This is a genomic window from Janthinobacterium sp. KBS0711 (genome assembly GCF_000988085.1).
Classification (GTDB): domain Bacteria; phylum Pseudomonadota; class Gammaproteobacteria; order Burkholderiales; family Burkholderiaceae_D; genus Janthinobacterium; species Janthinobacterium lividum_E.
In genome coordinates this window covers 30981-46252 of the sequence record NZ_LBCO01000029.1, presented here as the reverse complement: position 1 = coordinate 46252, position 15272 = coordinate 30981, and the positions used below count along the sequence as shown (strand labels likewise).

The following is a 15272-nucleotide window of genomic DNA, read 5'->3' as shown; positions in this document are numbered from 1 at the left end:
GGGCGCGCCCGCCGAGCTGCATCCGCTGCTGCTGGAAATAAACCGCCTGTTCGGCCGAGTGCGGCAAAGCCGCGACAACGAGCAGCGCTTCACGGCCGATGCGGCGCACGAACTGCGCACGCCGCTGGCCGCCATCAAGACCAATCTGCAAGTGCTGCAGCGGGCCCGCAGCGCGGACGAACGCGAGGAATTCATCGCCGCCCTGGGCGCCAGCGTGGAGCGCGCCACGCGCCTCGTCAACCAGTTGCTGGCGCTGGCGCAGCTCGATCCGCAGTCGCAGGCGGAGACAGGGCTGGCGCCGGGCGACCTGGCGCACTTGCTGGCGCAGCAGGCCGCACAGTGGCAGGCGCTGGCCGCGTCTTACCGACTGTCGCTGAGCGTAAACATGGCGCCGGCGCCGTGCGCACTGCACGCGGACAGCCTGCAGATGCTGCTGCGTAACCTGGTCGAGAATGCGCTGCGCTACACGCCGGCGCCGGGTTCTGTGGTCGTCAGTTGTGGCGTGGAGAATGGGCGCAGCTATGTGCGCGTGGCCGATACGGGCCCCGGCATCGCCGAGGAGTGGCACGAGCGCGTGTTCGAACGCTTCGTGCGTCTGGGTGGCGCACAGCTGCCCGGCAGCGGCCTGGGACTGTCCATCGTGCGCCGCATCGCCGAGCGGCATGGCGCGCACATCGTCCTTGGCGAAGGGCTGCAGGGCAGGGGGCTGGCGGTGACCGTCATGTTTCCATGACGGCCCCGCCAGGGCAAGGTGCTTAGACCGACTTTATAGCGACTTGAGGAAAGCCAGCAGCGCGTCGCGGTCCGTCTTCGACAGGTTCTCGAAACGCTGGCGCGCCTTGGTCCCTTCTCCGCCGTGCCACAGGATCGCTTCCGTCAGGCTGCGCGCGCGGCCGTCATGCAGGTAGCCCGCCTTGCCGCCGCCATTGCCCATGACTTTTTCCGTGTAGCCGATGCCCCACAGGGGCGCCGTGCGCCACATGCTGCCTTGCGCCTGGCCTTCCGTGAAGGTGTCGGCCAGTTCGGGACCCATGTCATGCAGCAGCAAATCGGTGTAGGGACGGATGGTCTGGTTGCGCAGTTCCGCAAACAGATGTCCCGCACCCGTCTTCATTTCCACCGTGTGGCAGGCGGCGCAGCGCATGCCCTGGAACAGTTTCGAGCCGGCGGCAACCTGCTGCGGGTCGACCTTGAGTTCCTCGATCGGCGCCACGCCTTTCGGGAAACCGCTGGCGATGCTGCGCTGGGCCGGCACGGCGACCAGGGCCAGGTATTGCGTGATCGACTGCAGATCCGCTTCCGAGATGCCCGGCTGGGCGCCGCCCGCTGCGCAGGCCACCGGCCCGGCCATGCAGGCGCGGTTGCGGTACAGGGGCGAGGTGACGGCCATGTCCAGCAGCAGCGCGTCGGCGGCCTGGTGGCGCAGGGTAGCTTTCGCGGCCTTCCAGCCGAAGCGGCCCAGGCGCACGGCGCCCGTCTCCGGTTCATACACATAGTTGGGCAGGCCCTTGACGCCGTCGGCATCCGGCGTGCTGCGGGCGCGCGCCAGGATGTCGGCTTCCGGCACGGCTTCGAGCAAGCCCGTGCCGATCATCGGCGGCGCCGCGCGCAGCGAGACGATTTGCGGCACGGGGCCTTCGAAGGCCAAGGTCGGTTTGCGCAGTTCGACCTGCGTGCCATCGGCCAGGGTGGTCTTGCGTGTTGTGAAACCGCCCACGCTGACGCTGTTGCCCCAGTTTTGCGGCACGCCGGAAGGCGACACGGCATTCATCTGGATCGCCGTGCCGTACTGCGGGTGCGGCACCTGCTGGCCCGCCGCATTCAGGCTGGCGACGCGCACGGCCATCGTGTCGAGGCGCTGGTTCAGGGCCGCGGGCGCGGGGCTGCGGCCATTGTTGACGTGGCAGGCGATGCAGGCCGACTGCCCGTAGCGCTGTCCCTGCAGGCCGATGGCGGGTGCGTAGCGGTCGTTGCCGCCTTCGTTGTGGTCACCCGTGGTGAAATTGGTGTGCACCAGGCGGCGGCCCTCGACGAAGCGCTGCATGTTCTGCATGCCGATATTGGTGTGCGGCTGCTGGAACATGAACAGGGCGTTGTCCGAGTAGTTATATGACACGGAACCGAGGCCGCCGGACAGCGTTTCTTCCGGCAGCGGCACGCCATTGAGGCGCGGTTGCACGCCGTACCACGGCCGCAGTCCCGCGCCCACCACGTACGTCCATTCGTAGGAGTAGTAGCGGATGCCGCCGTCATCACCCTTCGATGCCATCGAGGCGGTGGTCGAGAACATCGATGGCGACACTTCGATGATGTCGCCGGCCGTCAGGGCGCGCGCCTTGACGTCGGTGCCATTCGGCATGCCGTTGGCATCGAGGCCGCCATGGCCCGGGTACTCCTTGATCAGCAAGGTGCAGGCGCCATTGATGCCGTTGGCGTTCGTCAGGCGGTCGTTGGCCGGATAGGCCGTCGGCTTACAGACGGGGACGTTGCGGTCCACCAGCTCGCCGGGCGACATCCAGCCGTAGCCCGTCACGCCAGGGCGGTCGAAGCCGCGGAAGAAGGCCACGCCGCCGGACAGGAAATCGACGGTGGTGTACTGATTGACGATCAAGGTGGGCCTGGTGACGCCGCGTACACGGCTGTTGTCGATGATTTCCACGCCCCAGGTGCGGTTCTTGAAGTACTGCGGCACGAAAGTGAGGTAATTGCCCGGACCCTTGTCCTGCGGCAGGCCCGTGACGGGATCGACCGTTTCATTCGGGCCGTAGCCGATCTCATTCCATTCTTCGCCCCGCTCGCGGCCGTGGCGCGCCAGGCCGCGCGCGCCGAAGCGCGTCACCAGGGTGCCGTCGGCCAGGGTGAATTGCAGGCTTTCCAGCGGCTGCGCGGCGGCTGGCAGCGGCGCCATGCCCGCACCGTTGGCGGGAAATTTCAGCGCCGATGTCGCGGTCGACGGCAGGCTGTTGTCGCTGCCGGGCGTCTTGAAGCTCACTTCCAGCAGCGAGTAGCCATACTGCGTGGCGCGCGCCATGCCTTGCAGGCGGATGTAGCGGGCATGGATGCCCAGGTTGAAGAATTCCTCCGTGCCGCCGCGGCCATTGCTCACGTAGCGGATTTGCGACCAGTTTTGCCCGTCGTCGGACACTTGCAGCGCGTACTGCTTGCCGTACGCGTTTTCCCACAGCAGTTTCATGTAGCCGACGGGCGTTTTGACGCCGAAGTCGAACTGGATCCAGGCGCCGTCCTCGAACTTGCTGGCCCAGCGCGTGCCCGTCTTGCCATCGATCGCCATGGCGGCCGACATGCCGTTGTTTTCCACGGGCGAGGACGTGGCGGCCACGGGCGAAATGGCCACGCCGGGTTGGCCCGGATCGATGGTGACCGGGGGCGGTTCGGTGACGGGCGGCGTCACGGGCGGCAGTACGGGTGTGCCCGAAAATGCCTGGATTTCAAAGATGGAGTAACCGTACTGGCCCGCGCGCTTGACGCCCTGCATGCGCAGGTAGCGGCCCTGCGCCGTCAACCCCGTGATGTCTTCGATGCCGCCGTGGCTGTCGTCGACGCGCTGGACGGTGGTCCAGTGCGTATTGTCGTCCGATACCTGCAGCAGGTAGGCGCTGGCGTGCGCGTTTTCCCAGGCGATATGCACGCGCGTGACGGTTTGCGTGCTGCCGAAATCGAGCGTCAGATATTCATTGTCGGAGAAGGCGCTGCCCCAGCGCGTGCCGTCGTTGCGGTCGATCGCGGCGCCGGCCGACAGGTCGCCCCGTTCCGCCGAGCTGGCCGTGGCGGCGACTGGCGTCAGCGCCGTTTCGGCCGATGTCTGCGCCAGCAGGTGCTGCGCCATGGCGGGCGTGGCCGGTTTGTCGCCGCCACCGCCGCCGCATGCCGCCAGCAGCAAGGCCACGGCCAGCGGCAAGCGCCGCCTGGAAAAGTGGATAAGGCCGGCCTGGTGCCGCCGGGGCCGATGCAGGGATATGTGCATGCTATCTTCCTTGTTTTTATTGATGATGCAAGATTGGACTGGCTATCTCCGCATCCCCGCCGATGTGTTGCGCATGCTGCAGCGTCACGGCGGCGCCTTGCGGCCAGGGGACGGCAAGGAGGAGCATGACGGGCAAAGATAGGGGAGTATTTTAATTTCCGTATGGCAATATTTCATTAAGTTATAGAAGCGCATGAGGCATGTCAAGAGATCTCGTGCGCTTGTCATTCACTGTGCATGTCACCGGGATTTTTTGCACTGTGCTGGTGCGCAAGGTGAGTGAAAATGTGCGATAGCATGAATAAAATTCAGGAAAAAATGCGTGGCGCGCGACGGGAATGCGGTATCTTCCTGAAATGCCTGCCGACGACGCGTGCCCCTTTTTGAGGAAGAACTGACCTTGCCGATTTCACCCGCCGCACCGATACCCGCACCGATACCCGCGCCCCTCTCCCTGGCCGCCGCGCGCGCCTTGCACCTGGCCGCGCAGGGCTTGCTGCAGGCGAGGCGTAAAAAGGCCGTCAAGGCCGACGTGCTGGCCGCCATCCGCCAGATGGGCGTGCTGCAGATCGACACCATCCACGTGGTCGCGCGCAGCCCGTACCTGGTGCTGTGGAGTCGGCTGGGCGACTATCCGCAGCCGTGGCTCGAGCAATTGCTGGCCGAGGGCGCGCTGTTCGAATACTGGGCGCATGAAGCGTGCTTCGTGCCCATCGAAGACTATGGCTTGTACCGCCACCGCATGCTGGACCCGGCCGCCATGGGCTGGAAGTATTCCGTCAAGTGGATGGCCGAGCAGGGCGACGCCGTCGCTTCGGTGCTCGAACATATCCGCGCCAACGGCGCCGCGCGCTCGGCGGACTTTGAACGCACGGATGGCAAGGCAGGCGGCTGGTGGAGCTGGAAGCCGGAAAAGCGCTCGCTCGAAGTGCTGTTCACGTCGGGCGTGCTGATGATCGCCAAGCGCCATCAGTTCCAGCGTTATTACGACCTGGCCGAACGCGTTTTGCCGGGCTGGCACGACGGCTTGCTGCCGACCGAAGAACAGGTGCGCCGGCGCCTGCTGCTGGCCAGCGTGAAGGCGCTGGGCCTGGCGCGGGCCAGCTGGATCAGCGACTACTTCCGCACGAAACAGCCACGCGCCAGCCTGGCGCACGATCTGCAGGCGCTGGTGGACGAGGGCGCGCTGCTGCGCTGTACGGTCGATGGCTGGATTGACGCCGTGTACGTGCATGCCGAGCATGGGGAGTTGCTGCGCGACGCGGCCGCCGGCAAGCTGGCGCCCACCCTGACGACGATTTTATCTCCGTTCGACCCCGTCGTCTGGGACCGGCGCCGCGCGCTGGAACTGTTCGGCTTTGACTACCGGCTCGAATGCTACACGCCCGCTGAAAAACGCCGCTACGGCTACTTCACCTTGCCGATCTTGCGGCGCGGCGCGCTCGTGGGACGGCTGGACGCCAAGGCGCACCGCGCGCAGGGGCGCTTCGAAATCAAGTCGCTGGCGCTGGAAGACGGCGTGCGCGTCAGTCCTCGCCTGGTGCAGGACGTGGCCGGCGCTGTGCGGCGCCTGGCGCTGTGGCATGCGTGCCCGCAGGTCGAGATAGCCCAGGCGCAGCCGGCCGCTTTTGGCGCGCTGCTGGCCGAGGCGCTGCACGACGGCGGCGCCGCAAGGCAGGCCGCATGATGCTGCCGCCGGCTCCCTCCCATCTGCTCGGCGCCGACGGCCAGCCATGTTTTGGCCGCTACACGGGCCAGCTGGACGCCTTCGACTGGGCCGCCCTGGCGCCGCCGCACGCGCGCGGCGCCTTCTGGCGCTTGTTCCACCACAAGCGCTGGCATTACGTGGCCCTGTCGACACCAGCCGTATTTTGCGGCGTAGCCATCGTCGACCTGGGCTGGACCAGCACGGCGTTCGCGTATGCCTTCGACCGCCACAAGGGCAAGATCGTGGCGACCTTTTCGCAGGATGGCATCCCCGGTTTGTGCGCGTCGGTTGCGCCGCATGCGGGCGCCAGCAGCCGTTTCCGTTTTTTGTCGCAAACAATCAGCATCGAAACGCAGCCGCAGCAGCGCTACCGTTTGCGGCTCGATTGCGGCCATTTCGGCATCGATGCGGAATGGGGGCCGCCTGTGGCACCCACCTTGCTGGCCATCGGCCCCGTGGGCGAGGGCGGCAGCGTGCATGCGACGCAAAAGTCGGGCGGCTTGCCCTTGTGGGGCACCGTGCGCTGCGGCGCCGTCGGCTACAGTTTGGACGACGGCGTTGCCAGCTTCGATTATTCGAACGGGCTGCTGGCGCGCGAGACGGAATGGCGCTGGGCTTCGGCGCACAGCCTGGACCTGGGCTTCAATCTGCAGGCCGGCTATTTCGGCGCGCATGAAAACGCGCTGTGGCTCGATGGCCAGCTGTATGCGCTGGGCCGCGCGCATTTCGACTTCAATCCTGACAATCCGCTGGCGCCGTGGCATGTGTGGACGGACGACGATCTGCTGGACCTGCACTTCAAGCCGGAAGGCGCGCGGCGCGAAGACAAAAACCTGTGGATCGCCGCCAGCCGCTACATCCAGCCCATCGGCACGTTCAGCGGCTGGGTGCGCACCAGCGCGGACTCCCCGAAGCGCATCGTGGCGCAGCTGGCGGGCGTCACGGAAAGCCACCGCTCGCGCTGGTGAGCATGCTTTTTCGCGAAACACATCGCAAGGTCAAATTTATTTGCCTGCGCATCCTTTACACTGGCGCCTAGTCGCTCCGGCAAACCATGAGGCCAGAACATGAGTATCCGTAATCTCGACAAGCTGTTCAAGCCGGCCTCGGTGGCCCTGATCGGCGCCACGGCGCGCGAGCGCAAGCTGGGCGCCATCGCCCTGTACAACCTGCTGGGGGGCGGCTACCAGGGAGAGATTTGGCCCGTCAATCCCAAGTACGACGAATTGATGGGCCTGAAATGCTACCGCAAGCTGGCGCACTTGTCCAAGGCGCCGGACCTGGCCATCATCTGCACGCCGCCCGCCACCATCACGGCCCTGATCCGCGAACTGGGCGCGCTGGGCACGCGCGGGGCCATCGTCATGACGTCGGGCCTCGATCCCGTGCGCGAGCAGTCGCTGCGCCTGGCCATGCTGAAGGCGGCCAAGCCGCATCTGCTGCGCATTCTGGGGCCCAACAGCATGGGGCTGCTGGTGCCGAAACTGGGCTTGAACGCCAGCTTCGCCCATGTCGGCGCGACGAGCGGCAAGATCGCCTTCGTGTCGCAATCGGGCGCGCTGGTGTCGGGCGTGCTCGACTGGGCCAACGCGCACGGCGTGGGGTTTTCCAAGTTCATTTCGCTGGGCGCCAGCTACGACATCGATTTCGGCGACCTGCTCGACTACCTGGCCGGCGACATCGACACGGCCGCCATCCTGCTGTACATGGAAGACATCCAGGCGGCGCGCAAATTCATGTCGGCGGCGCGGGCGGCCGCGCGCAGCAAGCCCGTCATCGTTTTGAAAGCGGGGCGCGAGGCGGAAGGCGCGGCCATGGCGGCCTGGCACACGGGCGCGCTGGCCGGTTCCGACGCCGTCTACGACGCGGCCATCCGCCGCGCCGGCATGCTGCGCGTGTATTCGGCCGAAGAACTGTTCGATGCCGTGGAAACCTTGACGCACATTCGCTCGCAGCGCGGCGAACGCCTGGCGATCCTGTGCAACGGCGGCGGCCTGGGCGTGATGGCGACCGACGCGCTGGTGAGCAGCGGCGGCAAGCTGGCCGAGCTGTCGCCCGATACCGTCATCGCGCTGGAAAAGGCGCTGCCACGCGGCTGGTCGCACGACAACCCCGTCGGCTTGCCCGGCGACGCGGCCGTGCAGCGCTATGCCGACGCCATCAAGCCGCTGCTCGACGAGCCGCAGGCGGACGCCTTGCTGCTGCTGCACGCGCCCACGGCCATGGTCTCGTCGATCGACATCGCCGAAGCCGTCACGCCGCTGATCAAGGCCACTTCGCGCACGGTGCTGTCATGCCTGCTGGGCGGCACCACCGTGGCGCCCGCGCGCCAGGTCTTCAACCGTGCCGGCATTCCCACCTACGACACGCCGGAAAAGGCCGTGCATGGCTTCATGCAGATCGTGCAGTACCGGCGCAACCAGGAAACCCTGATGCAGGTGCCGGCGCAGCTGCCCATGTCGGCCACGCCGCGCCGTGCCAGGGTGCGCGAAATCGTCGCCGCCGCGCTGGCGGCCGGCCAGACGGTGCTCGGCGAATGCCGCTCGAAAGAGATCCTGGCCGCCTACGGCATTCCCGTCGCCACCACGCGCATGGCGGCCGACGTGGAAGAGGCGCTGGCCGTGGCGGCCGACATCGGCTATCCCGTCGCGCTGAAAATCCATTCGCCCGACATCGCCCACAAATCCGACGTGGGCGGCGTGGCGCTCGACCTCGACACGCCCGACATCCTGCGCACGGCCGCCGCCGCCATGCTCAAGCGCGTGCGCCGCATGCGCCCCGACGCGCTGATCGACGGCTTCACGGTGCAGCAGATGGCGCGCCGGCCGCAATCGCATGAACTGATCGTCGGCGTGACGACCGATGCCGCTTTCGGCCCCGTGATCCTCGTGGGGCAGGGCGGCATCGCCGTGGAAGTGACGGCCGATCACGCCATCGGCCTGCCGCCGCTGAACATGGTGCTGGCGCGCGACATGCTGGCGCGCACGCGCGTGTCGAAACTGCTGGCCGGCTACCGCAACCAGCCGCCGGCCGACATCGACGCCATCTGCTACACGCTGATTCAGGTGGCCGAACTGGTGGCCGACATCGGCGAGCTGGCCGAACTCGACATCAACCCGCTGGTGGCCGACGCGGACGGCGTGATCGCCCTCGACGCGCGCATCCGCCTGCAGCCGGGCCAGCAGCGCGACCGCCTGGCCATCCGCCCGTATCCGCAGGAGCTGGAAGAGCAGGTGACGTGGATGGACCAAGCCATCCTGCTGCGCCCCATCCGTCCCGAAGACGCGCCGCAGCACATGGAGCTGTTCCACGCGCTGGACCCGGACGACGTGCGCCTGCGCTTTTTCACGTCCATGCGCGAGCTGCCCGTATCGCAGCTGGCGCGCCTGACGCAGATCGACTACGACCGCGCCATGGCTTTTATTGCCACACACACGGGGCCGGACGGCAAGCCGGAAACCCTGGGCGTGGTGCGCGCCGTGGCCGACCCGGACAATATCCACGCCGATTTCGCTATCGCCGTGCGCTCGGCCCTGAAGGGCAAGGGCCTGGGCCACATCCTGTTCGAGAAGCTCGTCGACTATTTTCGCAGCCGCGGCACGGAAGCGCTCGTGGGCGAGGCCATGGCGCGCAACAAGGGCATGCAGCGGCTGGTGAAAAGCTTTGGCGGCGAAGTCACGCCCTCGGAAGAGCCTGGCGTCGTCAACCTGCATATCGGCCTGCGCGCGCCGTAAAAGGAAGCGCGCTTGGCCCGCCGCGGGTTTGTGCAGGATCAAACCGGCCGCTGTCGGTAGTCTTTACACTTTCACTTCCAGGATCAGACATCCAGCGCGTTTTCGGGAGTGAGTGCATGCTTACGGCAACATATATATTGGTTTCCCTGTCGGTGGAACAGGCCAGCATTCGCATGAGCTTGCTGGCTTTTCAGAAGTACATGCATGTGCAACTGCGCCACCAGAGCAGGCTCAGTTTGGCGCAGATGCAGTACGCGGGCGACTGGCTGAACCGGCTCTACCAGGGCGGCTACTGGCGCAAGGTGGAGATGTACCTGATCCCCGCCATCCGCCAGGCCGCGCCGCATGCCGACGGTCTGTTGGATGAAATCAACGGCTTGAACCATGCGGCGCTGGAAAGCATCAACGTCGTGCAGCAGCGCGCGGGCGCCGCCATCGACCATTCGGAATTGCAGGCCGAGCAGCTGTGCGCCGCCATCGACGCCTTTTGCGCGGCCTTGCTGCAGCGCCTGGAAAAAGAAGAGCGCGAGCTGTTCGCGCTGGCGCGCAAGGTCATCGTGGGCGAAACGTGGTTTGCCATCGCCTACCAGTTCCTCGCCCACGATGCGCGCGCGCAGGAAGCGCGCCGTGGCAAGGCGCAAGTGCTGCCCTTTGTTTTGCCGGCAGCCGGCGGCGCTGAAGCGGTGGCCGATGGCGCAGAGTCCAGCTCGCCCGTGCCGCCGCAGCCGCTGCGCGCGCAGGCTTGAACGGGTAGCGAGCGCACACCCCATTCTCCCGGTTGTACCGGGGGCGCTTTCCTCATTTTGCGCTGGCCCACCCATGGGGGAGTGCCGTGTTACTCACTCTGTTATTCACTATGTTACTCAATTGGTAACTTGTACATACCTGTCCGATGCAATACCCCGGGCTTTGTTATGATGGTGGTTTTGATCCACGCGAAACCCGTCATGTTCGAATTTCTCTTCAAGCGTTCTGCCAGCAAGACTGCCGTCCCCGATCCTGTCGTGGCAGAACAGGCCGCCGCCTCGGCGCAGAGCGCATCGCGCCGCGCCGAACAGGTTGCGCGCGCCCATGCCGTGGCCGGCGACGAAACCGCCGCCTTTGAATTCATCGTGTCCAGCGAATTTGCCGATGCCCGCCTGATCGCGGCCGAACACATCCATGCCTTGCCCCTGCTGGAAAAAGTCCACCACGCCATGCGTAACACGGACCGCCGCGTTGCCAAGCTGATGCAGGGACGCATCGACCTGATCCGTCACCAGGCTGCCGAGACGCAGCGCGCCCAGGCCAGCATCGACACGGCCCAGCGCCTGTTGAACGATGAAAAGCTGAGCCCGAACCAGGTAGCCCAGCTGGATCGCCAATGGCAAGTCATCAAGGCCACGCCCGAGCTGGCGACGGCGTTTGCCGCCGCGCGCGCCGCGCTGGCCGCCCGCCTGGAAGCGCAAGTGCTGCTGCAGCGCGCCGTGATCGACGCCGTCGCCGCCGCGCGCGCGCTAGCTGCCAGCGGCCAGTCCGCCGGCGAGCTGGCGCAGGCGCTGGCACGCCTCGACGCGGAACATGCGCAGCATGCGCAATCGCCCGAGCGTGCCTCCTTGCCGAAACACCTGGAAACGGATTTCATCCAGGCGCGCGAGCAGGCGCAGTCCGCCTTGCAAGCGCTGCAGCAGCACCAGGCCGTGTTCGATGCACGCCAGGCCGCGCTGGCAGAATGGCAGGCGCAAGACGCCGCCAGCCTCGACTTGGATGCCTTGAAACGCGCGTGGCAAGCCCTGCCGCGCCTGCCCGATTCGCCATTGTCCGACAGCTTGCAGCAGCAATTTGCGGCCGTGTTGGCCAGCGCGCCGGCGCCCGTGCAGACGGCAACAACAGAGGCCGCAGCGGCCCATGCCGAGCCTCTACCTGTACCGCGCAAGCCGCGCCAGGAACACGCGCCCGTGTCGAAAGAAGCGACGGAGCAATTCTTCAAGGTGCTCGACGCCATGGAAGTGGCCCTGCAGGATGGCTTGTTGCACGTGGCTTCCGAACATGACAAGACTTTGCGCGACACCAAACACGGCCGTTTGACGCCGGCGCAAGCGGACCGCCTGGCCCATGTGCGCGCAGAGTTCAAGCGCCTGGCCGACTGGGCGCGCTGGGGCGGCAACGTGTCGCGCGAGGAACTGGTCAAGGCGGGCGAGGAATTGCCGGCGCAGCAACTCCCAATGGCCGAGCTGGCCAAGAAAGTGGGCAGCCTGCGCGAGCGCTGGAAGTCGCTCGACACCCTATCCGGTCCCGCACCGAAGTCTTTGTGGGAGCGTTTCGACGCGGCATGCAGCGTGGCCTATGCGCCAGCGGCCCAGCATTTCAAGCAGCTGGCCGAAGAGCGCCATGGCAATGCGGCCAAGGCCCAGGAATTGATCGCGGAAACGGCGGCCCTGGCGGCCGAAGAAAGCACCGACTGGAAACACGTCGCGTCCGCCTCGCAGCGTTTGCGCCAGGCGTGGACGCGCCTGGGCACCATCGACCGCAAGGAAAAGAAGCGCCTGGACGCGGAATTTGGCGCCGCGCTGGACGCCCTGTCGAAGCCGCTCGATACGCAGCGCCAGATCGAAACGGCGCGCCGCGAACAATTGATCGTCGAAGTGGGCTTGCTGAAACCATCCGAGCGCAATACGGTCGACATGCTCAAAGCCTTGCAGGATAAATGGCAGGAACTGGCGAAAGCCCTGCCGCTAGAGCGTCGCGCGGAACAGGCGCTGTGGCAGCGTTTCCGCGCCGCCTGCGATGACATCTTCGCCAAACGCAAGGAAACGGCCCACGCGGCCGACCACGAGCGCCGCGAACACCTGCATGCGCGCGAAGCGCTGTGCGCCGCGCTGGAAACGGCCGTCGTGCCCGAGGGCGACGACAAGAGCCGCACCGCCTTCATCAATCACTTGCTGCGCGACACGCGTGCCGCATGGAACGCCACGGGTCCCGTGCCGCGCGCCAGCGAAGCGAAGATCGAGCAGCGCTACCAGGCGGCTGTCGCCGGCGTGCAAGCGCAGGCGGACGCCATCGCCGAACGGGCCGGCGCGGCCCAGGCCAACGCCTTGCGCGACAAGCTGCGCCTGGTGCAGTCGCTGGAAGCGGCACTGGCCGATGGCGGCGCCGACGCGCAAGCATGGAGCGAGCGCTGGAGCGCCTTGCCGCCGCTCGACACCCAGTACGAACGCAGCCTGCAGCAGCGCTTTGCCGCCGCCCAGGCCGCGCTGGGCGAGGGCGCTGCCGCCTACGTGCGGCAATTGCAATCGAACCAGGAGCGCTTGCTCGCTGAAGTCTTGCGCCTGGAAATCGTCGCCGGCGTCGACAGCGGCGCCGAATTTGCCCGCGACCGCCTGAAGATGCAGGTGGAAGTGCTGCAATCGTCGCTCAAATCGGGCCAGAAGCCGCTCACGCAAGCGTCGCAGCTGATGCAGCTGTGCGCGATTGCCGCCGCCACCGATGCGCGCACGGCCAGCCGCATCGAAACCCTGCTGCGCCGTATCGGAGGCAACGTCAAATGAGTACCACCGTGCGCGTCCAGCAAGCCGATTTTGACTTGAGTCAAGAAATCGCACAATTGCGTGCAGGCAACCCGAAGGTGGGCGCCGTCGTCGGCTTCGTCGGCACGGTGCGCGACATGAACGAAGGGCTGGACGTGGCCGCCATGGAACTCGAGCATTATCCGGGCATGACGGAAAAGTCCATCGCAGCCATCGTCGAGCAGGCGCGCGAGCGCTGGCCCCTGTCCGGCGCGCTGGTGATCCACCGCGTGGGGCCGCTGCTGCCGCAGGAGCAGATCGTGCTAGTGGCGGTCTCGTCCGCCCACCGGGGCGAGGCCTTCGCCGCCTGCGAATTCATCATCGACTACCTGAAGACGGAAGCGCCGTTCTGGAAGAAGGAAGACACGCCCGAAGGGGCGCGCTGGGTCGATGCGCGCGACAGCGACGAGACCGCGTTAAACAAGTGGGCCGCAAAAGCAAGCGCCATTTGAATCGTACGGGTCCCGCACCGTAGCTTTTGCCCAAATGCATCGGTTTTCTGCTTTGTGTATGCTTGAAAAGTACTCTCTCACCCCAATTTGGTTAACAACTAATTAACCGGGAGCGCTTTTCATGCGACAAGACAAACTCACTACCAAATTACAGGAAGCCCTGGCCGATGCGCAAAGCTTGGCCGTGGGCAATGACAACCCCTATATCGAACCAGTCCATTTGCTGACGGCCCTGTTGAACCAGGACGACGGCGGCGCCCGCTCGCTGTTGCAGCGTGCCGGCGTCAACGTGGGCGGCCTGTCCAAGGCCCTGGGCGCCTCGATCGAACGCTTGCCCAAGGTATCGGGCACGGGCGGCGACGTGCAGGTCAGCCGCGAATTCGTGGCCTTGCTGAACCTGGCCGACAAGGAATCGCAAAAGGCGGGCGACCAGTTCGTCTCCAGCGAAATGGTCTTGCTGGCCATGACGGACGACAAGTCCGACTGCGGCAAGCTGGCGCGCGAAAACGGCCTGACCCGCAAGGCCCTGGAAGCGGCCATTGACGCCGTGCGCGGCGGCAACAAGGTCGACTCGCAAGAGGCCGAAGGCCAGCGCGAAGCCCTGAAAAAATATACGCTGGACCTGACGGAGCGGGCGCGCAAGGGCAAGCTCGACCCCGTCATCGGCCGCGACGACGAAATCCGCCGCACCATCCAGATCCTGCAGCGCCGCAGCAAGAACAATCCCGTGCTGATCGGTGAACCGGGCGTGGGCAAGACGGCCATCGTCGAAGGTCTGGCGCAGCGCATCGTCAATGGCGAAGTGCCCGAGTCCCTGAAAGGCAAGCGCGTACTGTCGCTGGACATGGCCGCCTTGCTGGCCGGCGCGAAATTCCGCGGCGAGTTCGAGGAACGCCTGAAATCCGTGCTGAAAGAACTGGCCATGGATGAAGGGCAAACCATCGTCTTCATCGACGAGATGCACACCATGGTGGGCGCGGGCAAGGCCGAAGGCGCGATGGACGCGGGCAATATGTTGAAGCCTGCGCTGGCGCGCGGCGAGCTCCATTGCGTGGGCGCGACGACCCTCGACGAGTACCGCAAGTACATCGAGAAGGATGCCGCGCTGGAACGCCGTTTCCAGAAAGTGCTCGTCGACGAGCCGACCGTGGAAGCGACCATCGCCATCCTGCGCGGCTTGCAGGACAAGTACGCGCTGCACCACAAGGTGGAGATCACGGACGCGGCCATCATTGCGGCCGCCGAGCTGTCGCACCGCTACATCACGGACCGTTTCCTGCCCGACAAGGCGATCGACCTGATCGACGAGGCGGCGGCGAAGATCAAGATCGAGATTGATTCGAAGCCGGAAGTGATGGACAAGCTGGAACGCCGCTTGATCCAGCTGAAAATCGAGCGCGAAGCCGTCAAGAAGGAAAAGGACGAAGCCTCGTTGCGTCGGCTTGGGCTGATCGAGGAAGAGATCGTCAAGCTGCAGCGCGAATACAATGACTTCGAGGAAATCCTGAAGGCGGAAAAAGCCGTGGTGCAGGGCAGTACGCACATCAAGGAAGAGATCGAGAACGTCAAGCTGCAGATGGAGCAGGCCACGCGCGAGAGCAACTGGCAGAAAGTGTCGGAGCTGCAGTACGGCAAGCTGCCGCAGCTGGAAGCCCAGCTCAAGCAGGCTGACAGCGGCATCCCGAAACTCGACCCCGACCAGCCGAAGCTGCTGCGCACGGAAGTGGGCGCCGAGGAAATCGCCGAAGTGGTGTCGCGCGCGACGGGTATTCCCGTGTCGCGCATGATGCAGGGCGAACGCGACAAGCTGCTGCACATCGAAGAGAAGCTGCATGAGCGCGTCGTGGG

At 65.9% G+C, this 15272-nt stretch carries 9 protein-coding genes; 8 read left to right on the top strand and 1 reads right to left on the bottom strand.

Going from position 1 to position 15272, the window contains the following annotated elements:
• On the top strand, window positions 1–733 hold a 733-nt coding region (locus VM94_RS29355; protein WP_046684750.1), incomplete at its 5' end, for a sensor histidine kinase.
• 33 nt (window positions 734–766) lie between these two features.
• Here the strand turns inward: VM94_RS29355 and VM94_RS18090 are convergent.
• A complete protein-coding gene (locus tag VM94_RS18090) occupies window positions 767–3985 on the bottom strand; it encodes a di-heme oxidoredictase family protein (protein WP_046684749.1) in 3219 nt (1072 codons plus the stop codon).
• Between the two features lie 436 nt (window positions 3986–4421).
• Between VM94_RS18090 and VM94_RS18085 the strand changes: the two genes are divergently transcribed.
• The 7 genes from VM94_RS18085 to VM94_RS18055 all read left to right on the top strand — a co-directional run.
• Complete coding sequence (locus tag VM94_RS18085; RefSeq protein ID WP_046684822.1) at window positions 4422–5672, top strand: winged helix-turn-helix domain-containing protein; 1251 nt, start codon at window positions 4422–4424, stop codon at window positions 5670–5672.
• Window positions 5669–6661, top strand: a complete 993-nt coding sequence (locus tag VM94_RS18080; protein ID WP_046684748.1) for a DUF2804 domain-containing protein — start codon at window positions 5669–5671, stop codon at window positions 6659–6661. The genes VM94_RS18085 and VM94_RS18080 overlap by 4 nt, the downstream gene beginning before the upstream one ends.
• A 99-nt stretch (window positions 6662–6760) precedes the next feature.
• Window positions 6761–9427 (top strand): bifunctional acetate--CoA ligase family protein/GNAT family N-acetyltransferase, encoded by a 2667-nt coding sequence (locus VM94_RS18075; RefSeq protein WP_046684747.1) that lies wholly within the window; start codon window positions 6761–6763, stop codon window positions 9425–9427.
• Between the two features lie 116 nt (window positions 9428–9543).
• The gene (locus VM94_RS18070) at window positions 9544–10173 is read left to right on the top strand and encodes a hypothetical protein (protein WP_138828856.1); all 630 of its coding nucleotides are present in this window, start codon (window positions 9544–9546) and stop codon (window positions 10171–10173) included.
• A 201-nt stretch (window positions 10174–10374) separates the two neighbouring features.
• The gene (locus tag VM94_RS18065; RefSeq protein ID WP_046684820.1) at window positions 10375–12954 is read left to right on the top strand and encodes a DUF349 domain-containing protein; all 2580 of its coding nucleotides are present in this window, start codon (window positions 10375–10377) and stop codon (window positions 12952–12954) included.
• On the top strand, window positions 12951–13424 hold the full coding sequence (gene moaE / locus VM94_RS18060; RefSeq protein ID WP_046684746.1) for a molybdopterin synthase catalytic subunit MoaE: 474 nt from the start codon (window positions 12951–12953) through the stop codon (window positions 13422–13424). Before VM94_RS18065 ends, moaE begins: the two co-directional genes overlap by 4 nt.
• 121 nt (window positions 13425–13545) lie before the next feature.
• On the top strand, window positions 13546–15272 hold a 1727-nt coding region (locus tag VM94_RS18055), incomplete at its 3' end, for a Clp protease N-terminal domain-containing protein (RefSeq protein ID WP_046684841.1).